Consider the following 22,204-nt stretch of genomic DNA (forward strand, 5'->3'; position numbering starts at 1 on the left):
TGCTAGAACTGATCAATTGATCAGTTCTAGCACTTTTTCTACTATATTATAGCTAAACTCTTGTTAATCAAAATGACGCCATTCTTTATCCAACAGATATCTGGCAACGAACAGGCCCAGAGGTAAGAATAAAATGATCAGGGCTGCTCGTGTTAGCCATAAAGCACCAGTGCCAATTTGATTCAAGCCAATATTGTAAATACCGCGATAAATATAAAGGCCGGGAATCATGATTACAATGGAAGGAACCGTCAAAGAAATTCGTGGAAAACCATTGGTCCGGTTGACGATTGAAGCCAGCAGTCCAGCCACCAGTGCGCCGCAGAATGCTGCAGCGGGGGCTGGAATGGTGTGGAAGTCGACTAATTCCAGCCGGAGGGTGTTGGCAACCGCCCCGATTAACCCAGAGGTGATGGCTAGTCGCTGTGAGCTGTTAAACATCATGGAGAAACCGTAGACCCCGAAAAAACTAGCGGGCAGTCGTAATAACATGAGAACTAACGGGCTTAGTCCCAGTGCCGCGAAGTTTTCTGGTTGGAAATTAACGATCAAAGCAATCAGCCAGCCGCAAAGGGTGGCCACAATGGTGATCATCAGCGCGTAGGCTAATCGTTCCAGTCCTGAACGCATATCGAGTTTGGATAAATCCAGGAAACTAGTAATAAAGGGAAAACCAGGAATCACAAACAGCATGGCTCCGATGTAACCAGCTTCATGGTTACCCGAAATAGGATAAACGAGTTGTAAGCCTTTAAAGACCAACAGGTATGTGATTTCGGCGACAGCCACACTGACCGCAATTGCGGAAATCATCGTGAGTTTATGTTTCCCCATCTCGCCACGGATCCAGTTACCAAGGCCAGCACCAATAAAACTGCAAATCATTTCGATCCAGCCGCCACCCAGTAAAAAAATAAAGGATGCACAGGCAATGGCGGCTGCCAAGCCCTTGATGGCTGGTGAATAATGGCCGGGAGCTTGTTGGATCTTATCCAATTTTTGATGGATCTCTTTAATACTTAAGTGGGAGTATTTTTTTTCAAATTGTTTGACGAAAGTTTCTAACACGAAGAGTTTTTCCGTGTTAACACCGGTATTTGGTAATGACAAGATTTGTGAATAACTGTGACCTTCATCAAAACAGGTGTAATTGATCGTAGTTAAGCCAATATCTGCGGAACAGATCAAGTCAAGTACCCGTGCGACAGTATTCATTGCATCACGGACACGCCATGCCCCAGTACCACAGGAAAGCATCATGATACCGATGCGGCCAACGACAGAGGACCTTGCTTTGACACGCGCATGCTTGATCTGTGCGTCTTGATCCACGGCAAAATCCTGCCATGGAATCGTCATATGATGTGTTTCTGATGGCGTATGATTCTCAGATTCTTTTGCTTCTTCAGTCACTTTTTGCCTCCAATAAATGTGCTTTCTACATTATAAGCTCGAATCGCTAATTTTCACAAGACTTCAATATTATGGTATCGTTATCATGTGTTTTTTTAATTGAAAGGGGCAAATGGCATGACGACAAAGGAAAAAATAATGGCAGCGACGAAGCAATTAGTCGTCTCACAGCCATTTGATAAAATAACTGTCACGACGATTATGGCGATTACCAAGATGCGGCGGCAATCCTTTTATGACCATTTTCGGGATAAATATGACGTGTTAGCTGAAATTTATTCAACTGAAGTCAAGGCAGCGGTTCAGTACTGCGGTAACTATCGCTTTTGGCCGCAAACGCTACTAGCAATGCTGACGTACTTCGACAATAACCGGGCGTTCTACCAAAACGTTTTAAAGTTAGATGTTCAAAACGCCCCGGAAGAAGTGATTATCGATCATTTAAAGACCATGGTTGGTCAAATCTTTACCAGTTTAGGTGACATTGAAAAGATCAGTATTGATACCAGCTACTGTGTATTTCTGCAAAAAACGCTTGGTGGAACACTTTTTCTCTCATTAAAGGAGTGGCTATATCATCCTAACAGTCTTGAGTTACAGCAAGAGTACCATTATTTGAAGGCTTATCTGGAAGATGGTATCAATGGGTACCTATTACGCACGAAACGCATCGATACTTATCAGAAGCACTCTGAGATTGCTTAGTGTCTGCGCTCATTATTAATGAAAACCAGTTTATCTTGAGTTGACCGTTGAGCATCAAAGCGCCAGTCTGGATGATCAAAATGGGTAACACCGGCGATATCTTGAATGTTGTGCTCGGCTAAATAACGTACCATTTCGCCACGGGCCATTTTGGCTAACGTGGCTTTGGTTTTTAATTTGCCAGCTACTTCTGACCCGAAAACAACGTCTACTAGCTGGTCGTTAGGCTGTAAGTACCGTGTAATGGTCTTAGCGTATTCCTGTGAGGCCAGGTTAAGCACGGGGCCTTGATCAAATGACAGTGCCTGATAGAGCCGCTGCCCCCAAAACTGATATAAGTTGCGGGTGCCTGCTACCTGGATGGCTGCCTGCATTTCAAGCCGGTAGGGAGTAACACCATCGAAGGGCCGTAAAATGCCGTAGAAGCCTGATAAAATACGCAGATTAGCTTGGACATACGCTAGTGCGGGTGCCGTGAACAGGTCTGGTGCCATGTATTGATATTGAATGCCAGTGTAACTTATAATGGCGGGTGTTAACTGATCAGACAGGTTCATTTTTTGCAGCCAAGCATAGTTTGGTCGGGCTAATTTATCGCTGCAGCGCCACATGTTGTGGGCTTCTTCATAGCTGAAAGTTTGCATTTTTTGAAGTATTTGACGCGTTTCTTCTATATATATAGGCAAATCTTGAATCTCAAAGTCGTTAGTATTGATGACCATTTTTTTGGCCGGTGCAATAATGATCTGCATAGACTCTTCCTATCTAGTACTTAAAGTACCGTTCTAATGAGCTGCAGTTAAGTTTAATGGAGTTTTACCAAAGATGCAATAGCAGTTAGGTTGTCTATTTTTTGGAGAAAAATAAAAAAGTTGGCAAAAAGGCTTGCATAATGGCTATGTACTATGTATAATATGCTTTGTATTCAAGAACAGTAAAATTAATTAAATAAAAAATTGCTCAGCACTAAAACTCTTTTTTAGTGACACGACCCGGACAGGAGAGAGACCTGTTCGGGTCATTGTCGTCTTATGGGTATAATTTTAATTAATTGGTTTTACACTAATCATCCTTTTGGTTTGATGTATTTCAAATTCCTGTCGAGTTAATCCCCCCCAATTAACTCATTCTGATTGTTAATCAGAAATCCCCCCAGCAATTTAAATATTGCTAGTGAGATTATATCATTCGTATAATCGAACATATTAACAGGTAGTGTCCTTACCATTGCGAGTAGTTGAAGAGTTGTTGATGTCTCCTTCAATTCTTTAATAAAAGCTGATTTATGATAAGGCAATGAAAAGGTTAGGATATTTCATTTCTAATTCAAAACGTCTAACGATTATCGTTAGGCGTTTTTTTTGTGGAAAAATTAGGGTTTACTAGTGAACGTTGAATAGAACATCGGTAGATATGTGTTCCAAAATCCTGCTTATTTTTGATATTTTTAAAAAATATGCATCTTTTTTTAAATATTTAATATGTAAATGAAACTGTTTACATTTAGGGGAGTTAGTCCTGATTTAGGGCTTGGAAAGCCTGCTGAGCTAGGGTTTATACTCTAAACAGTTTAAAATATAATGATTTCACAAACTTTATTTTGCTGTATCTTTGTAACATGTTTGTAATAGTATTTATTATCCCCTGGTGCTATAGTCTTTTTCGTTGCGTTAATTGTTGGGGGGTCAGCAATTAGCAACGGCTTAAAAAAGCTGATTTTCACAAATTGACTTTTAGTAAGCAAATTTCGAATGAATACGAACTTTAAGGAGACTATAAATATTATGAACAATCGTTTTATGGGTAGTATGTTAGCTGTCGTTGCCGTTGCCGCAGGTTTGATTTTTGCTGCGCCAAGTCACGCGGATGCAAAGGTCGTTACAGACGCCGATGCCACCAGCGCAATCACTAAAACACAAGCACTTCGTGGGACTGCTGAAGCTGATGGCGGCGCTGCTACTGGTTCAGCTAATTTGACACCAGCTACTAAGCGCTGGCAATCAACCACTATCACTTACAAAATCGATAGTGGATCAAGCTACTATAAGTCCGTTTGGCAATCAGCCGTTAAGAGCTGGAACAAGAGCGGCGTGGTTCAATTAGTCCCTGCATCTGGTAAAGCTGATATTACCTTAGCTGATAAGAACTCAACTATGAAGAACGCTACAGTCGGGATTACTTATTCTTCATACTATAACGACAAGAGCATGAACAATCTAAAAGTTATGGCCAATGCTAAATCATACGTCTTTAAAAACGTGGCTAACCGTTACCACTATTCCAAGACGGAAAAAACTAACGTTGCCGAACATGAATTAGGTCACGCTTTAGGTTTGGAACATAACGTGGGCAAGGGCAGTGTAATGTATTACGCCACTCGTGATCAGTCCGTTTCAAAACCAGACGTTAATGGTTTGGAAGCCAGCTACCGTTAAGATTAAAAATTAAATGAAATTAGAATTGAAATATCCATTCCAGGGGGGAATGGATATTTTTGGTTGGTTTGATAGATGATTACTGACTGTTTTAGTTAAATGCCAGACTGTAAAATCCAGACAATTTACTAATTTTGATAAGTTGATTTACAAAAAGGGTTGGACTTTTCTAGGTATAATGAATAGGACACTTAGCACTATATGTCCTAAAAAGCAAGTGTTTTTTGATATTTTTAAAAATATCGCAAACTTTTTTAAATATTTAATATGTAAATGAAACTGTTTACATCTGCGTATTTTAGCCTGGTTTTAAGGCCTAGGAAGCCTGCTGCGATAGACTTTAGCCCCTAAATAGTTAAAGGTATAATTATTTCACAAACTCAATATTGCTGATTTTTTGTAACATTCCTGTAATAGTATTCCTGAATTCCCGGTGCTATAGTCATCCTCGTTGCGTTGGTTATTGGGGGGTCAATAAACAACACAACGGAAAACCAATTCAATTTTCACAAATTGAATTTTAGTAAGTAAGCTTTTGAATGCACACGGAATTTAAGGAGACAATTCATTGAATATCAACAATCGTTTTATGGGTAGTATGTTAGCTGTCGTTGCCGTTGCCGCAGGTTTGATTTTCGCAACACCAAGTCATGCAGATGCAAAGGTAGTTACAGACGCCGATGCTACGAGTGCTATTACTAAGACACAAGCACAGAATGGTACTGCTAAAGCCGATGGCGGCGAAGCCACTGGCTCCGCTAAATTAACACCAGCTACTAAGCGCTGGCAATCAGCTACCATCACTTACAAGATCTCCAGCAAATCCGGTTATTACAAGACCGTTTGGCAATCAGCCGTTAAGAGCTGGAATAAGAGCGGTGCTGTTAAGTTGGTCGCTACTTCTGGTAAAGCTGATATTACTTTAGCTGACAAGAACTCAACTATGAAGAATGCCACTGTTGGGATTACTTATTCTTCATACTATAATGATAAGAATATGAACGGTTTAAAAGTTATGGCCAATGCCACTTCATACGTTTTCAAAAACGTGGCTAACCGTTATCACTATTCCAAGACAGAAAAAACTAACGTTGCTGAACATGAATTAGGTCATGCCTTAGGTTTGGAACATAATGTTGGTAAAGGCAGCGTGATGTATTACGCTACTCGTGATCAATCCGTTTCAAAACCAGACGTTAATGGTTTGGAAGCAAGTTACCGTTAAAATTTTAATTAGAAATGAAATATCCATTCCGGGGGGAATGGATATTTTTGATTTATGCTTTTAGATCCAGTTCTGCACCTAGTGGTTTTCTTCTAAGTGTGGGATAAAAGTGCCTTAATATACGTGGACTTAAAGTGCGACTTTGACGACTGTCACTGCTGGGCAGATGGATATTATGTCAGCAATGTGGTTTTGAACGAAACGACGATTAAAAAATATATTCAAAACTAAAAGAAACGTGATCTTGAGTGTCAAAGAATATGAGGATCCTTTCAAAGACGGTGAATAATATCAACGTCCTGATAAGGTAACAAAGTAATCATGATGCGTACATAAAGATAAAACATTGTCCGGTAATCAGAATTTCCATTCTTAGAGCAAACTATCTATTTGGCGAGTGATTTTGATTTTATTTTACATAGATAAATGCTGGTTAGTTAATATGGTAGATTCAATTATTTTAGTTAAATGACAGATTGTAAAGGATGGACAATTTACTAATTCTAACAAGTTGATTTACAAAAAGGGTTGGACTTTTCTGGGTATAACGAATAGGACACATAACACTATACGTCCTAAAAAGCAAGTGTTTTTTGATATTTTTAAAAATATCGCAAACTTTTTTAAATATTTAATATGTAAATGAAACTGTTTACATCCGTGTATTTTAGCGTGGTTTTAGGGCCTAGGAAGCCTGCTGCGATAGACTTTAGCCCCTAAATAGTTAAAGGTATAATTATTTCACAAACTCGATTTCACCAGTTTTTTGTAACATTCCTGTAATAGTATTCCTGAATTCCCGGTGCTATAGTCATCCTCGTTGCGTTGGTTATTGGGGGGTCAATAACCAACACAACGGAAAAGCAATTCGATTTTCACAAAGTAAGTAAGCTTTTGAATACACACGGAATTTAAGGAGACAATTTATTGAATATCAACAATCGTTTTATGGGTAGTATGTTAGCTGTCGTTGCCGTTGCCGCAGGTTTGATTTTTTCCGCACCAAGTCATGCAGATGCAAAGGTAGTTACAGACGCCGATGCTACGAGTGCTATTACTAAGACACAGGCACAGAATGGTACTGCTAAAGCCGATGGCGGCGAAGCCACTGGCTCCGCTAAATTAACACCAGCTACTAAACGCTGGCAATCAGCTACCATTACCTACAAAATCGATAGTGGTTCAAGTTACTACAAATCCGTTTGGCAATCAGCCGTTAAGAGCTGGAACAAGAGCGGCGTGGTTAAGCTGGTCGCTACTTCTGGTAAAGCTGATATTACTTTAGCTGATAAGAACTCTACTATGAAGAATGCCACTGTTGGGATTACTTATTCTTCATACTACAATGACAAGACCATGAATAATTTAAAAGTAATGGCCAACGCCAAATCATACGTCTTCAAAAACGTTGCCAACCGTTACCATTATTCCAAGTCAGAACGGACCAACGTTGCCGAACATGAATTAGGTCATGCCTTAGGTTTGGAACATAACGTGGGTAAAGGCAGTGTGATGTATTACGCTACTCGTGATCAGTCCGTTTCAAAACCAGACGTTAACGGCTTGGTAGCTAGCTACCGTTAAAATCAAAAATTTAAATTAGAAATGAAATATCCATTCCGGGGGGAATGGATATTTTTGATTTATTAGTATACGTGATATTGTGTTGGATCGATTGAGTGTCAAAAATATGAAGATCTAAAGCGGTAAGTAATACCAGCATCCCTAATAAGGATAGTAAAGTGATCCTGATGCTTGAGAAACCAGTGCCTTGAAATACTGACTGGTAACTAGAACTTATGGTCTTAGATTGATAGGTGCTTTAATTTCACTTTACATAGAGAAAGTGCGACTGGCTAACACGACTGATGAATGTTCTAGCTAAATGCTGGACTATGAAAAATAGGTGGTTTTGATCTGAACTAAAACCAAAGATTGCTAGTTCTAACAAGTTGATTTACAAAAAGAGTTGGGCTTTTCCAGGTATAACGAATAGGACACATATCACTATATGTCCTAAAAATCAAGTGTTTTTTGATATTTTTAAAAATATCGCAAACTTTTTTAAATATTTAATATGTAAATGAAACTGTTTACATCCGTGTATTTTAGCGTGGTTTTAGGGGCTGGGAAGCCTGCTGCGATAGACTTTAGCCCCTAAATAGTTAAAGGTATAATTATTTCACAAACTCAATATTGCTGATTTTTTGTAACATTCCTGTAATAGTATTCCTGAATTCCCGGTGCTATAGTCATCCTCGTTGCGTTGGTTATTGGGGGGTCAATAACCAAGCAACGGAAAACCAATTCAATTTTCACAAATTGAATTTTAGTAAGTAATTTTTTGAATGCACACAGACTTTAAGGAGACAATTCATTGAATATCAACAATCGTTTTATGGGTAGTATGTTAGCTGTCGTTGCCGTTGCCGCAGGTTTGCTTTTCGCAACACCAAGTCATGCAGATGCAAAGGTAGTTACAGACGCCGATGCTACGAGTGCTGTTACTAAGACACAGGTACAGAATGGTACTGCTAAAGCCGATGGCGGCGAAGCCACTGGCTCCGCTAAATTAACACCAGCTACTAAGCGCTGGCAATCAGCTACCATCACCTACAAGATCTCCAGCAAATCCGGTTATTACAAGACCGTTTGGCAGTCAGCCGTTAAGAGCTGGAACAAGAGCGGTGTGGTAAAGCTGGTCGCTACTTCTGGTAAAGCTGATATTACTTTAGCTGATAAGAACTCTACTATGAAGAATGCCACTGTTGGGATTACTTATTCTTCATACTACAATGACAAGACCATGAATAATTTAAAAGTAATGGCCAACGCCAAATCATACGTCTTCAAAAACGTTGCCAACCGTTACCACTATTCAAAGTCAGAACGTACCAACGTTGCTGAACATGAATTAGGCCACGCCTTAGGTTTGGAACATAACGTAGGCAAAGGCAGCGTGATGTATTACGCTACTCGTGATCAATCCGTTTCAAAACCAGACGTTAACGGCTTGGTAGCCAGTTACCGTTAAAATCAAAAATTTAAATTAGAAATGAAATATCCATTCCGGGGGGAATGGATATTTTTGATTCTATAGGAGGGACCGTTGGGTTGAAACTATGGGAGATCAATAAGCACCGAACGAAAGTACAATACTGAATACATCAGAAAAATGAATTTCTTGGAAAATAATGCTTTTAAATAATTTCTGTGAGCATGAAACTCATTTCTTTAACTCATCTCATCGGCTTTTAAACAAACGATTCTATGTAGAAGAGAGGCAAATGAATTCATTTTCGAACGTTTTCTTATTTAATTGTAGTTGCATTCCTTGCGCGCAGATGTTATATTCATTCTCGTTACTTTTTATTGGGGGGCAATAAAAAGTAAATGAAGCAGTGCTTTAACGGGTATAGTAATTTTGGAGAGTTAGCGAAAAAGCTGATAGCCGGAGACACTTAGAACATTTAAGGAGACTAATCAGTGAATATGAATAATCGTTTTATGGGCAGTCTGGTAGCCGTTGCTGCCGTTGCTACGGGGTTACTTTTAGCAACGCCCCATGCAGATGCCAAGGTAGTTACAGACGCTGATGCGACAAGTGCTGTTACTCAGACATCAGTTCTTCAGGGAACTGCCAAGACTGACGGTGGCATCGCAACTGGTTCAGCCAGTTTGACACCGGCGGCTAAACGCTGGCAATCAGCCACGATCACCTACAAGATTGCTGGTGGATCAAGTTACTATCATTCCGTTTGGCAGTCAGCGGTTAAGAGCTGGAACCGTAGTGGCGTTATCCACTTAGTTGCTACGTCTGGTAAGGCTGATATTACTTTGGCTGATAAGAATTCAACGCTGGGTAAAAATAGCACCACGGTCGGCATCACTTATTCGTCATATTATCATGACAAAACGATGAATGATCTAAAGGTGATGGCAAACGCTAAAGCGTACGTTTTCAAGAACGTCGCTAACCGTTACCACTATTCAAAGGCAGAACGAACCAACGTTGCTGTACATGAATTGGGCCACGCTTTAGGCTTAGAACATAACGTTGGTAAAAATAGCGTGATGTACTATGCCACTCGTAATCAAATGGTTTCTAAGTCAGATGTTAATGGATTAAAAGCCAGTTATCGATAAGATCTTAGTTAAATTAGAAGTGAAATAGCCATTCCGGGGGGATGGTTATTTTTTTTGGCCATTTTTGTGATACAGATATAATAAAATGTATTAAAAATAAACAAAGCATTCATTATATTGACAAAATTGTTCTAACTTTAAAATCCTAACGTGCAAATGAAACTGTTCATGTTTTCAAACATAAGCTTTAATTTATGAGCTGAAAAGCCTAACAAACTAGGATTTTAGTTAAAAGTTTAACGTTATAATAAATTCACAAGGTCATTTTTAGTAAAACATTTGTAATGTTTTCAATCTGGTATTTCAAATGGCTTGATGTTATAGTCATACCGTTGAGTTAATTATTAGGGGCAATAAGTAATAAATGGGGTAAAAGATTTAATCTTTTTACTAGTTGTGAATTAGTAATTTTATATTAAGGAAGAGTATGGTTTTCTCATGTTGTGTTTTTAAAGAAAGCCTTTAGAAAAAGCTGATAGTCAACATAATTAAATTTTAATTTAAGGAGACTTATCAGTAAATATGAATAAACGGATAGTGTATCGCTTATTGGCTGCTGTTGCTGTTGTTGCAGGTTTTAGTTGTATTTCGCCCAGTCATGCCGATGCCAAGTTGGTCACTGAAGCAGATGCGACTCAAGCGCAGATTAAGACCGACACATACTTTGGTACTGTAAAAGCTAGTTCTGATAAGTGGATGGATAATGCGACAGGTTCAGCAAGAGTAACACCAGCTGCTAAGCGCTGGCAGTCGACGACCATTACCTATAAGGTTGCCAGTGGATCAAAGTATTATGATGCCGTTTGGCGGACCGCTGTTAAGAGCTGGAATCGCGGCGGGGTTGTCCATTTAGTTACTACTTCTGGGAAACCGGATGTTTTACTAGGTACTAGTAATTCACCAAAGGGTAAGAACGGGTCATCAGTTGGGATTACTTATTCATCGTATTATGACCATACAAGACTGAATCATTTAGACGTTTTGGCTGGTGCTAAGTCCTATATTTATCGCAATGTTGCCGATCATTTTCATTATTCAAAGCAGGAACGGACGAACGTTGCCGAACATGAACTGGGTCACGCTTTAGGCTTGGAACATAACGTCGGCAGAAGTAGCGTGATGTATTACGCTACACGTGATCAATCCGTTGCCAAACCCGATTTTAACGGGCTGAAACAGAGTTATCGTTAAAGCAAAATCAACATTAGAAATGAAATATCCATTCCGGGGGGAATGGATATTTTTTTACGTTCTTTTAGTTGTTGGATTGAGCAGTTAACCAGCCAGATAACGCAGTCAGACTGTCGACTACGTTAGTGAGCAGTTCTTCAGCTGTAAACGGGTTTGTTTTCCAAGCTGAAACCGTTAATGAGAGCTTAGCCTTTGAGACGCCGTAATAGATACCGTAACCATCAGTACTAGTCGGCACAGCTGCTAAGCTGTCGATGATTTCAAAGGGTAAACTGGTGGTTGAAAAGAAGGCAGTCACTAACTGGTTCAAAAATGCTGAATGAAAGAAGGCAGCGGCATCGGGAAAGACAGCGTTACCGCCATTTTGCGCCATCATGGCCTGTAGCCCCAATAAGTGGTGCTCAATACCAAGACCATTGTGTGTTAGAGCCATGCGGTCACTATGAGCGGCCACGGCCTGATCAAATAGCTGTTTAACAGCTGTATCCCGTTGACCAGCGGCAAAGGCGGTGATAAAACGCTGCGCTTCAAGCGTGACAGAAGCCATGTTAGTGGTTCGCCCCTGATAAAATTGGTGCATTGAAACGGGTTCTGAAATGTTTCGCCAGCCACCGGTTGCACGGTATTCGGCGAGTGCCAGTCCAACTTGGCTAAAGGCATCGGCAGCGATGTTTAATTTTTTTAGTGATTCACTGCCTAAATCTTGAATCGTGGTGGATGCAAAGCCCAAACGATTAGCAATTACCGCGTTTTTATTTGCAGCTTCACTGAGCGCTTCTTTGGTATAGTGATCCAGCTGCCAAGTAAGCTGTTGAAAGTGTGGTTTACCCTTGCTGTCCCACTGGTCGGCCGGTTGACTTAGGTGTTCTACGACGGCCGTGGTTAATTTTAAAAGCGGGTACGGATCAGTTTGACTGCGGTCGAAGGCAAACCCAACGTGGGCGTCAGCGCTGATGATGACCTGGGTCGTTTTATCGAAGATCCGGTCTTGAGGTCCTAGCAAGACAGACTGAGCAGTCAGTGGCTGATTGGAATCTTGCAGCGTTAGCACCAACAAACTGTTACTGATACGCTGTAAATTTTCGCGATTGGCCTGATTGGCTGCTAAATGCTGCTGTAACCGTGCTGCGTCATTCGTGGTAAACCAGTATAAGCGCCGATAAAGAAGGCATCAGCAGCGGTATTTTCCATGATCTGCGTCAATGTTTCGGTGAGTGAGTGCAGGGTTGCAACGCGCCCGGCGTGGTCGATCAGCCGAACTTGATAGACAGTTTGGTGATAAATGACCGTTGATTCGACGTTTTTCAACGTATTGCGGGTCTTTTGCAACGTATCCTGGTCAAGGCCTGGCTGTCGCTGTGTTCGAAAGAGTCGCTGGTAAGTACTCATATCGACCGGCTGGCCATCCGGCGCGGTTTCAACTGGCGCTTCCTCTGACGCGTAAGCCAGGTACTGATCAGCGAAATTTTGAAGCAGTTTGGCAGCCATTGTGACTTGATCTAAATCTGGTAGGTTAGCTGAGAACACGGTAAACGCGAAGTTAGAGGTCTCTTGAAGCGGGTGGCGGTTTTTAAGCGTGTGCTGACGCGAAATAGGCGTCACCCAGTTCGCGTTGGTTTCGGCCCAGCGCTGTTTGAGCAACGCCTGCAGTTCGGGTGCATCGTTAGTTTTGAAGGCGGCGATTTGGTCAGCAAATTTGGCGCGTTGCAAATCACCTAATAATGGACGGCTCCATTTCTCGAGTCGTGAAAGTGTTGCATCAATATCCGGCAATGGCAGTTTAGCTAATTGCGGTAACAGTTGCGTTGAATATTTTGCGGTCATTTTAAAGCCCCTTTTGAATATTTACTTATAATAGGAAGAAAAAATTTAAAATATGGTGTCTTTGAGCCATATTATGGCATATTATTCAAATTTCGTCATGGATAACGGTTCGTCAAATTGCCGGCTTCACGGTTATTCGATCAGGTGGTATGCTATTTTTAAGGGGTGATGCTCAGTGACACTAACAACTGCAGAAAAATATTTACTCATAACGGAACGCATTGGTAAAAAGCCGATGCTACGAACGCGATTTACGAGTCAGTCCTACTTTGTGCTGGCCGTCTTTTTAGATTTAGTGGCGGATAACGTCATTCAGATACAGGACGACAAAGTGGTATTTGATAACAATCGCCAATTACCGGACTATCTCACGATTTTTGTTAAAGAGCTGACCGATTGTCTCGCAAAGGATGATCAGCTAGCAAGCGCGTTAACGCCAATTACCAGCTGGGACATTGCGAATCAAACCTATGATGGCATTGGCTCGCAATTACGTGCAGCCAAACAGGTCCAGCGGGTGATCTTTCAGAATAATCTCAAACCGCATGTAATCTATGAACCCACTGATTCAGCGCGCACGGCCGCTAAGTCGTGGCTGATCGATAAGCTCAATGCGAGTGTCTTGGATACGGCAGCACTGAATCTATTTGAAATATTAGTGCAGATGGATGCGTTAAAATGGGTGATTACGGACGAGCAGGAGCGAACAAGGTTATTAGAAAAAGTAAGCCAGCAGCCAGGACTTAAACAGATTAAAGCTATTAGTGAAACGGCGGCAGAAGTGATCACGCAAAAGCGGTTTTGGCTTGATTCCTGGTTGAGCTAATTATAGTAATAACTTAACATAAATTTTTGGCATTTTTAGCATATAAAAATGCTATTTTTTATAAAAATATTTAATATATTCAAAAAAGCCTGTATAAGATATACGTCAGAATAGCATCGTTACACAAAATCACGTAGTTGCATCGCTTATCATTTTTTATAAGAATACAGGTAAAAATGTTTGACTCAGGCAATCAATGTCGCTATATTTGTCCATAAGCTAGACGGGTTCAATGAAACCTTCAGGTAAGGGGGAATTTACCTGATTGAAGTGAGTCTGGTGATGTGAGGGGGGATATCTTTAGGCTAAGAAAGTTAATAGACGTTGTTATCTGGCATAGTTTGAATGCACATGATGAATTTTTTGTTAGCTTAGATGGGTTTGATTATGGAGGAAGTAAAATTGAAAAATCCGGGTGTACCCCAACACGTAATGGTTGAGCGTACATGTAGTTTAGTCTGTTTTCATCCTTACAGTATCGGCGAAGATTGGGTTAAACGACATTAGCTTGTTCACGTTTTAACAATTATGACACCCACTTATTTCAGTAGCGGCATGATCATCATGGACAATTGAATTGATTGAGGCAGTTGCCTGATGGGGTGGCTGCTTTTTTAGTTTAAGAAGAGCGCGGCAAGTGGCTTTGCTGCGGCTAGTTTATCGTTTTACTAACGAGTCTGCTGGTCAATCAAGCTTTGTCAGGCAGGGTTACAATTAAGTAAATTTGATTGCTTAATTAACTTATAGATAATAATAATGTTGTAAAAGGCTTGATATTATCCAGGCTATGTGATAGATTATATATATACTTAAGAACGAAAAAGTTAATTTAAATGCTCAGTTCTAACGTTGGTTAGGACACGACCCGTTCTCGGAGGCTTATCAGCCGGCCGAATGAATGGGTCTTTTTGTTCTTATCTTCGATTTATTGGTTCCGGGGGATTCGTGAATTAATAGGTCTAGTGAGAAAAATGAAGAAGCTTGCTAAGATGTTGCAGATACTGTGTTGTGATGATTGGTTCGGTGAATGGGTCACTAACCATCAGCATGAGATCATGATGTGGAGATTATGATCGAGGTATTGGACGCCTTGTGAGCAGTACCGTCCTAATGTGGTTGGAGGCCACAGTGGAGTAATTAGCAGTATGAACCCAGGGAATTCATATTGCTTGAATCGCATTGATAAAACATAGTCAATGCACGGTCAGGTGACTGTGCGCTCTCTGTTGGGTGTGTTATGGATGAGGGTCCGAGTTACTCTAAGATGTGTATCGCGTCAAATAAAAGATTCGCTTTACTAGTCTGAAGAAGACAGCCAAGCGAATCTTTTATTTTTGTCTAAAAAAGGGCAAAAAAAAGATCGCCCGGGGGAGGGTGATCTTCATAGGAGTAGGCATTTTCGTGATGGGGTTCACGGAAATATAAATTTTACTTTGGAGGAGTAAAATGAAAAAGCTCACTTAATATCTTCCTTTAAGATATTAGGCTATGGTCATAATATAGTCTCTAAATGTGAAGAAAGTGTGAAGATGACATAACAAATCGCGAATTATACCCAAAATTTCGATAGTTAATGTCACTAACGGTTTTAATCAATATTGTTTGATCGATTTTCGATGATTATCATGAAAAGGCTATAATTGCCGACAACACACAGTTACAGGAACTTATGGTTAATCAATTAGGTGTCTAATGGCGAATATTTCAAAAAAATTTTTATGCCAATTTTATTGGTCATTTAAATGTTACATTTATATTACAAAAGCACTTTTATCACTATTTTTGTCTGATTTGAGTCCCTGATATTGAAATTTTGTGGATTAGTGATATAGTGTAATAGGAAACTAGTACACTAACTAAGGAGGACAGCTAAAATGGAATTTGATGACAAGGTGCCTATTTATTACCAGATCAAAACGGTTATCTATGATCAAATCATTGCTGGCCAATTAGCACCTGGCGATAAGCTTCCTGCAATCCGGCAATTGGCAGTGTCCATGACGGTCAACGTGAACACGGTGCAGCGGGCCTTGAGCGAGATGATTGCTGAAGGCGTGATCATTTCAAGACGTGGCCGCGGTAACTTTGTGACTGATAACGCGCAGATTGTCGAACAGCTGAAGCAGCAGCTAATGACCAGTTATTTAAAACAACTTTATGATCGGCTTCACCGGCTGAATATTAGCGATGAGCAGATGGTTGCTGAACTAACGGCATATATTGAAAGGCAGGGGGATTCAAATGGCAACGACATTGAAGATTGAGCAGTTGAATTATCGTAAGAACCTCAAGAAAATTTTAACGGATGTGTCTTTATCACTATCAGGAAATAAAATTATTGGTCTGTTAGGTGAAAACGGGGCTGGGAAAACGACCTTAATGCGGTTGATTGCTGGACTTGCGAAGAACGCTCGTGGCACGATCACGATCAACGGCGATAGTAATTTGGCTAACCGCAAAAGTTTGATCAGTTATAGTGATCCGTTAGGTGGGATTGCAACTAACCAAAGAATCAGTGACGTCAAACGGTTTTATAGCAAGGTCTATCCTGATTTTGATGAACAGAAATATACGCAAATGGCGACGTTTTTAAAACTGGATGAATCGCAGCGCTTATCAGCTTTATCAAAAGGGACCCGGGAAAAATTAGTGATCAGCCTAACCCTCGCGCGACAGACCAGCATCTACTTACTCGATGAACCCTTTAGCGGGATCGACAGTATGAGCCGCAAAAAGATCATTAATAGTATTATTCAGTGGAAACCAGCCGACTCACTGATGATCATCAGTGACCACTACGTTTCTGAAATTGCCCCAATTCTAGACGAGATCGTGATTATTAAGGACGATAAGATCGCTGTGCATAAGGCGGCCGATGAGATCCGTGAAGAAAGCGGTCAGAGTATCGAAGATTATTACGAAGGTTTATATGGGGAGGCTGATATCAATGACTAAGTTTACGGCACTAGTACCCGCTTTATTGCGGGATAGATTTAAATCGATCAACCGGATCATTCTTTTGATGCTGGTTGTTATTGTAGTCAATGGGGTCATGCTGGCCATTCAAAACGGGGTGGCTAATATTGGTTCTGGATTCATGTCCGCCATTGGCTTTTGGAGCTCCTTAGCTTTCTTGATTGTTGTTATCCGAATGGCGATGTATAACGAAAGCGTTTATCAGAGTGATGCTATTCGACTGATTCCAGCTAGTGATACTAAAATCTATCTGAGCAGTTTAAGCGCAACGGTTCTTGCCATGCTGTATTTTGGGGTCGTCCAGGCTGTGATCAACGCAATTGTCGCGTTTGCAAGTGGTAACTGGAGTAATTATTTTATGTCTTCAGATGGCGGTCTCAGTACAATGAAAGTCATTGGAATCGTGGTGATGGCACTGCTGATCTTTGTGACTTCAATCGTGATGGTTTGGACCACGATTTCATTGATCCATTTGATCATTCTAAGTATTGGCGCGTTTCTGCCCATCGGTCGTCAACGGCTGATTCGCGGGATCTTATACATTGTCGTCAGTTTAGCGATTATTCGAACTGCTGTCGGCGTCTTTCACATCTACGGCATGGTGATGAGTGGGCTCTCAGTGGGCTGGGGAACAGCTTTTGCCAGCCTAGGTGCCATCGTGTTAGTGGCCGTGCTGGAATCAGTTGCCAACATTTTATTAATGAATAAATTCGTTGAAACGGCACAGTAATTTTTGCAGCTTGCTTTTTTCTCATTCAATTGTTAAAATACTCTCATACACAACGAAGGGAGTGCCACAATATGCTAATGAATCGTGATCAAGTAACACAGCAGCGATTTTTCTTCTTCTTTAACGAGCCTGGCTATCAACCAGTAAGTTAGAGAAGTTGCTATTAGCATGGCACTTACACTTACGGTCAGACGGCTAGGCGAAACGCTTGGGCTGCCTGACTGGTTAAAAACACCAGCGGACAACGTGGTCCCTGGTGTTTTTTGTTGGTCTGATCGTTGGTGTTCACAGATTAGTGGAAATTATGAGGAGGAAGAAGTTATGCAGAACACAACGGTCTCTCGCATATTCGGGCGGTTAACTAAAAAAGAGTCGCTCGACCGGTATTTAGATAAGGATAGTTTATTAGAAAAGTCGATGGATGCTAAGGATTTGCTATTATTAGGGGTTGGAACGGTGATTGGAACCGGGATCTTTATTCTTCCCGGCACGGTCGCTGCTTTATACAGCGGTCCTGGAATCGTCCTATCATTTGTTTTGGCAGCCTTGGTCTGTGCCACCGCTGCCATGTGTTACGCGGAGTTTTCATCCGCGTTACCCGTTGCCGGCAGTGCCTATTCATACGGCAACATTGTGTTCGGTGAATTCATTGGCTGGGTGATCGGCTGGGCGCTGGTCCTCGAGTACATGTTATCCGTGGCGGCCGTTTCTACTGGCTGGTCGGCTTACCTAGTGTCATTTTTAAAGGGTGTTGGCATTACAGTGCCTAAGGCGATTACGGGCAGCTTTGATCCGGCTCACGGCACTTATTTCAACTTATTTGCAATTCTGATCGTGCTGGCTATTAGTTTACTGCTGACACAGGGGGTCAAGACGACTACCCGGATCAATAACATTATTGTGGTGGCTAAAATTTTCATTATTCTATTATTCGTGGTTGTTGGTATTTTCTACGTTAAGCCTAGCAACTGGCACCCATTTGCGCCATATGGTGCGCATGGTATTATGCGGGGCGCTTCATTGGTGTTCTACGCCTATCTCGGGTTTGACTGTGTTTCAGCTTCCGCAGCTGAAGTGAAGAATCCGCGGCGTAACATGCCAATCGGTATTCTGGGGACGCTGATCATCTGTACGGTTCTCTACATGGCAGTTGCCGCTGTCTTGACCGGGATGGTGTCTTACACGAAATTAAACGTGGCCGCACCAGTTTCCTTCGCGCTGCAAATTGTGAACCAAAACTGGGTCGCTGGCGTGGTTTCAATTGGGGCTTTAGCCGGAATGTTTACGATGATGCTTTCGATGATCTACAGTTCATCACGGCTGATCTATTCCATTGGCCGGGATGGTCTATTACCTAAAAGCTTAGGAAAAATCAGCATGAAGCACCAAGTTCCTAGTCACGGGTTACTGGCGGTCACCATTGTGATTGCCATTATGGGTGGCTTGGTTTCATTAGACCGGCTCACTCAGCTGGTCAACATTGGGACCTTGATCGCCTTCACCATGATGTCGTTAGGTGTACTGCCATTACGGAAACGCAAAGACATTGCCAATACGGGCTTTAAAGTGCCATTCTATCCCTATCTACCGATCATTTCTGCTGGGCTATGCATCTGGATGCTACTTCAGCTGCCATTAGAAACCTGGGTCGTTTCAGGTATTTGGTTTGCTATCGGTGTCATTATTTACGCTGCGTACGGTGTCTGGCACAGTCAGTTACGTAAAAATTAAATTCAACTAAAAATGGCTTACTCGGTAATCTTGAAAGATCACCGAGTAAGCCATTTTGGGCTGTTCATTAATTATTGGTCTGGGTAGCATTGGCGTTATCCGAAGCGGCATTATTATCGTAAACCGTATAAACCGGATTGTTACCGGAATCCCAGTCGAAGCCGTTCTTCGTGTTGAGCTTATTTTGCTGTACGTTGAAGTTGTTTAATGGTTCCTTAGGTTTACCAAGAGAAGCCCGCAAGAGGTCAGAAGTGTTCTGAAGCGTCTTGGTAGCGGGCACTTGGTAAGCGGCATCGTCAATGTAGGCACCGACACCCTGTAAGCTTGATTTTTTCACGTGCTTGACAGAATCTTTATCATGTTCGGCCAAACTGATCATATCGTTAAAGGATAAGTTGGTTTTCATGTTGCTGGACAGCAAGTTGAGTAACTTTTGGTACATGGCGACGTTACCAGATTTAGTCACTTTTTTAACGACTTGCTGGATGACTTGTTGCTGGCGCTTTTGGCGACCGTAATCACCGTTAGGATCTTCATAACGCATCCGGGCAAAGGCCAGGGCCTGTTTACCGTTCAAATGCGCCTTACCCTTCTTAAAGGACATGTGAGTGTGCGAATCGGTCCATGAGAAGGGTACGTTAACTTCGATGCCGCCGATTGCGTTGACCACTTTTTCCAGACCGCCCATATTGATCAAAACGTAGTAGTTCATCGGGACGTCCACCAGTTTTTCAACCGTCTTCATGGACGTTGAAGCACCGCCCACTGTATAGGCAGCGTTAATCTTTTCAGTGTCATTAGTACCGGCAATTTTCACTAGCGTGTCACGAGGAATGCTGACCATGGTGGCTTTTTTGGTTTTCGGATTGATGGTGACCACCATGATCGTGTCGGTCCGGCCCTTATCAGTCCGGCCTAAAGCACCAGTATCCGTTCCCATCAGTAAAATGCTGACGGGCTTAGAATTCGAAACCTTCGCACGATTGGCACCGTGAGCGGCAGAGTAGGTTTGGTCAATGTTGGCTTTGGTTTGATAGATGGCATAGGCGCCCCCAATGCCTATGACAGCCACCAGTGCGACTATCGTCCAGACGATGCCCCGTCGTAATTTTGAATGTTGTTTTGGCGCCGAGTGTTTCGGGTTTTGATTTTGCATATATGACTCCTTAATGTTAATCAGATTAGTAAAACGAATAGCTTTTAGAAAGACAGTTATAACACACGTAGACTTAAGGATAAAGTATAAACGTTATCTTTTGAAGTTCAAATAAATTTTCATTAATAAAACTTAAAACATCTTATCGATAACAGTACAAATAATAGGTGTAATTAATATCAACTGCATAACGATTGCACTATACTAAATTTTGAAGTATTCGTTTAGAAAGGATTTGATGTTATTGACAGTTTTTAGTGCTTTTAGTAATGAACAGATCATTGAATTTTTAAAGCAGCAAGTCACTGATGGTAACGTGTTTACTGATCCTGAGACCCTGAAGAAGCAATCCTTCAGCTCCAAGATGACCAGTGATGAGAGTGGCTTAGCATTAGCTTACATTGAAGTGAAGTCCACTAGGGATATCCAGGGGGTTATGAAGGCCGCCCGCAAATTCCACGTGCCGGTGGTCCCGCAAAATCAATTTACCAGTACGGTGGTTGGTGCTGACGGCGTGGCGGGCAGCTTTGTGCTGTCGACCAAGCAGATGAACCACATTAAAGAAATCAGCCGGGCCGATTCATTGGCCGTTGTCGAACCGGGTGTGATCAACGGTGATCTGGATAAGGCGGCCCGTGAACAGGGGATGTTTTATGCACCGGATCCAGGTTCCAAGCCAATCTCTGGCATTGGCGGCAACGTTGCCACTAACGCTGGTGGGATGAGTACCGTGAAGTACGGTGCGACGAAAGATAACGTGCTGGGATTAAAGGTCGTCTTGGCGGATGGTCGTGAGATCAAAGTCGGCGGCCGGACGTTGAAGCAAGCCTTTGGTTATAATCTGACCCAGTTATTTATTGGTTCTGAAGGTACGTTGGGCGTTGTGACTGAAGTAACAGTGAAATTAATGCCGATTCCGATTGGCACGCCAACGATGGGGATCGCGTTCTTTGACGACATGACTAAGTTAGCTGAAGCCGTTGCTGAAATTCGCATTTCTGGAGTTTACCCAACGATGCTGGAAGCCTTGGATAACGCCACAATTGAGGCACTGGATAAATACGAAGGGACGCATTACAGCAGTAATAGTGGTGCGATGCTGATCTTCAAAGTCGACAACAGTATTCCAGAAGTAGTCGATAAGCTGAAAGAACTGATGAATCAGTACGGGGCAGTTAATGTCACCGTTACAACTGATTCAAAAGAACAGGCTGATTTAGAGAAGTTGCGTCGTGATATGCTGCCAGCTATATTTGCTGGTCAGAATCATATTATGGAAGATATGGCAATGCCATTGTCCAAGCTGGCGACGATGATGGATTATATTCACCAAGTGGGTGTTCAAAAGCACCTGAAGATCTACGTAGCTGGTCATGCTGGTGATGGTAACGTGCACCCGACGATTGTTTGGCCAAAGGAACAAAAAGAGGCGCCGCAAGACGTTGTTGAAGCGCTGCAATTAATGTTCCATGAAACGTTGAAACTGGGCGGCACGATTTCGGGCGAACACGCCGTTGGTACCATGAAGAATCAGTGGAACAACGAAGAATTGGGTGAAGATGTTGATCAGATTCAGCATCAGATCAAGTCGCTGTTTGATCCAATGCAGCTGTTGAATCCGAAGAGGAAAATAAACTAGAGTGTGAAGAAAGCCGGGTTGCCCCCAGAATATAACGCCACCAATCGGAAAATTCCGGTTTTGAATTTTGGGATTGGTGGCGTTATATGGCCGGGGGCAGGCTTTCTGAACACGTTTCGGCTACGTAAAAGCAAAGCACCAGGAAAATTCCGGCTTTGCATTTTGAAATTAGTTGCGTTATATGGCCGGGGGCAGGCTTTCTGAACA

Annotated in this window: 17 protein-coding genes and 2 pseudogenes; 14 read left to right on the top strand and 5 right to left on the bottom strand. The window is 41.9% G+C overall.

Going from position 1 to position 22,204, the window contains the following annotated elements; translation table 11 throughout:
* Positions 1-63: 63 nt before the first annotated feature.
* Positions 64-1,359 (bottom strand): threonine/serine exporter family protein, encoded by a 1,296-nt coding sequence (locus CES79_RS02825; RefSeq protein WP_089136287.1) that lies wholly within the window; start codon positions 1,357-1,359, stop codon positions 64-66.
* Positions 1,360-1,530: 171 nt separating this feature from the next.
* Here CES79_RS02825 and CES79_RS02830 point away from each other — a divergent pair, with 171 nt between their 5' ends.
* Positions 1,531-2,118, top strand: coding sequence for a TetR/AcrR family transcriptional regulator C-terminal domain-containing protein (locus tag CES79_RS02830; RefSeq protein WP_054656337.1), 588 nt, complete (start codon positions 1,531-1,533; stop codon positions 2,116-2,118).
* Here CES79_RS02830 and yaaA read toward each other — a convergent pair.
* On the bottom strand, positions 2,115-2,870 hold the full coding sequence (gene yaaA, locus CES79_RS02835; protein ID WP_089136243.1) for a peroxide stress protein YaaA: 756 nt from the start codon (positions 2,868-2,870) through the stop codon (positions 2,115-2,117). The genes CES79_RS02830 and yaaA overlap by 4 nt on opposite strands.
* Before the next feature lie 1,032 nt (positions 2,871-3,902).
* On the opposite strand from yaaA, the gene CES79_RS02840 reads away from it, so the two are divergent.
* From CES79_RS02840 to CES79_RS02865, 7 genes and pseudogenes are all read left to right on the top strand, one after another.
* Positions 3,903-4,553, top strand: coding sequence for a matrixin family metalloprotease (locus CES79_RS02840; protein WP_159459447.1), 651 nt, complete (start codon positions 3,903-3,905; stop codon positions 4,551-4,553).
* A gap of 568 nt (positions 4,554-5,121) precedes the next feature.
* Positions 5,122-5,778 carry a matrixin family metalloprotease gene (locus tag CES79_RS02845; RefSeq protein WP_089136245.1) on the top strand — a complete coding sequence of 219 codons (657 nt, stop codon included), beginning with the start codon at positions 5,122-5,124 and terminating at the stop codon, positions 5,776-5,778.
* A 105-nt stretch (positions 5,779-5,883) separates the two neighbouring features.
* Positions 5,884-6,067 (top strand): annotated as a pseudogene (locus CES79_RS13225) (IS200/IS605 family transposase); the annotation flags it as partial.
* 638 nt (positions 6,068-6,705) lie between these two features.
* The gene (locus CES79_RS02850) at positions 6,706-7,362 is read left to right on the top strand and encodes a matrixin family metalloprotease (protein WP_089136246.1); all 657 of its coding nucleotides are present in this window, start codon (positions 6,706-6,708) and stop codon (positions 7,360-7,362) included.
* Between the two features lie 793 nt (positions 7,363-8,155).
* The gene (locus CES79_RS02855; protein WP_089136247.1) at positions 8,156-8,812 is read left to right on the top strand and encodes a matrixin family metalloprotease; all 657 of its coding nucleotides are present in this window, start codon (positions 8,156-8,158) and stop codon (positions 8,810-8,812) included.
* 458 nt (positions 8,813-9,270) lie between these two features.
* Positions 9,271-9,924 carry a matrixin family metalloprotease gene (locus CES79_RS02860; RefSeq protein ID WP_089136248.1) on the top strand — a complete coding sequence of 218 codons (654 nt, stop codon included), beginning with the start codon at positions 9,271-9,273 and terminating at the stop codon, positions 9,922-9,924.
* A gap of 522 nt (positions 9,925-10,446) precedes the next feature.
* A complete protein-coding gene (locus CES79_RS02865) occupies positions 10,447-11,115 on the top strand; it encodes a matrixin family metalloprotease (RefSeq protein ID WP_054656123.1) in 669 nt (222 codons plus the stop codon).
* A 64-nt stretch (positions 11,116-11,179) separates the two neighbouring features.
* Here the strand turns inward: CES79_RS02865 and CES79_RS13185 are convergent.
* Positions 11,180-12,187: pseudogene (locus CES79_RS13185) on the bottom strand (choline/carnitine O-acyltransferase); the annotation flags it as partial.
* Positions 12,188-12,219: 32 nt separating this feature from the next.
* A complete protein-coding gene (locus CES79_RS13190) occupies positions 12,220-12,939 on the bottom strand; it encodes a choline/carnitine O-acyltransferase (protein WP_054656128.1) in 720 nt (239 codons plus the stop codon).
* Positions 12,940-13,114: 175 nt separating this feature from the next.
* Here CES79_RS13190 and CES79_RS02880 point away from each other — a divergent pair, with 175 nt between their 5' ends.
* The 5 genes from CES79_RS02880 (at position 13,115) to CES79_RS02900 (ending at position 19,202) form a co-directional block, all read left to right on the top strand.
* Positions 13,115-13,765 carry a hypothetical protein gene (locus CES79_RS02880; protein ID WP_054656130.1) on the top strand — a complete coding sequence of 217 codons (651 nt, stop codon included), beginning with the start codon at positions 13,115-13,117 and terminating at the stop codon, positions 13,763-13,765.
* Between the two features lie 1,874 nt (positions 13,766-15,639).
* The gene (locus CES79_RS02885; protein ID WP_054656132.1) at positions 15,640-16,029 is read left to right on the top strand and encodes a GntR family transcriptional regulator; all 390 of its coding nucleotides are present in this window, start codon (positions 15,640-15,642) and stop codon (positions 16,027-16,029) included.
* Positions 16,007-16,720: an ATP-binding cassette domain-containing protein gene (locus CES79_RS02890; protein WP_054656134.1), complete on the top strand. Its 714-nt coding sequence runs from the start codon at positions 16,007-16,009 to the stop codon at positions 16,718-16,720. The genes CES79_RS02885 and CES79_RS02890 overlap by 23 nt, the downstream gene beginning before the upstream one ends.
* On the top strand, positions 16,713-17,471 hold the full coding sequence (locus CES79_RS02895; protein ID WP_089136250.1) for a hypothetical protein: 759 nt from the start codon (positions 16,713-16,715) through the stop codon (positions 17,469-17,471). Before CES79_RS02890 ends, CES79_RS02895 begins: the two co-directional genes overlap by 8 nt.
* 321 nt (positions 17,472-17,792) lie before the next feature.
* Entirely contained in the window at positions 17,793-19,202 is a 1,410-nt protein-coding gene (locus tag CES79_RS02900) for an APC family permease (RefSeq protein ID WP_089136251.1), read from the top strand.
* Positions 19,203-19,269: 67 nt separating this feature from the next.
* On the opposite strand, the gene CES79_RS02905 is transcribed toward CES79_RS02900, so the two are convergent.
* Positions 19,270-20,358 carry an LCP family protein gene (locus tag CES79_RS02905; protein ID WP_089136252.1) on the bottom strand — a complete coding sequence of 363 codons (1,089 nt, stop codon included), beginning with the start codon at positions 20,356-20,358 and terminating at the stop codon, positions 19,270-19,272.
* Between the two features lie 244 nt (positions 20,359-20,602).
* Between CES79_RS02905 and CES79_RS02910 the strand changes: the two genes are divergently transcribed.
* Positions 20,603-21,997 (top strand): FAD-binding oxidoreductase, encoded by a 1,395-nt coding sequence (locus CES79_RS02910; protein WP_089136288.1) that lies wholly within the window; start codon positions 20,603-20,605, stop codon positions 21,995-21,997.
* The last annotated feature ends 207 nt before the right edge of the window (positions 21,998-22,204 follow it).

Origin of the sequence: Secundilactobacillus silagei JCM 19001, assembly GCF_002217945.1 — a bacterium.
Taxonomy (GTDB): Bacteria; Bacillota; Bacilli; order Lactobacillales; family Lactobacillaceae; genus Secundilactobacillus; species Secundilactobacillus silagei.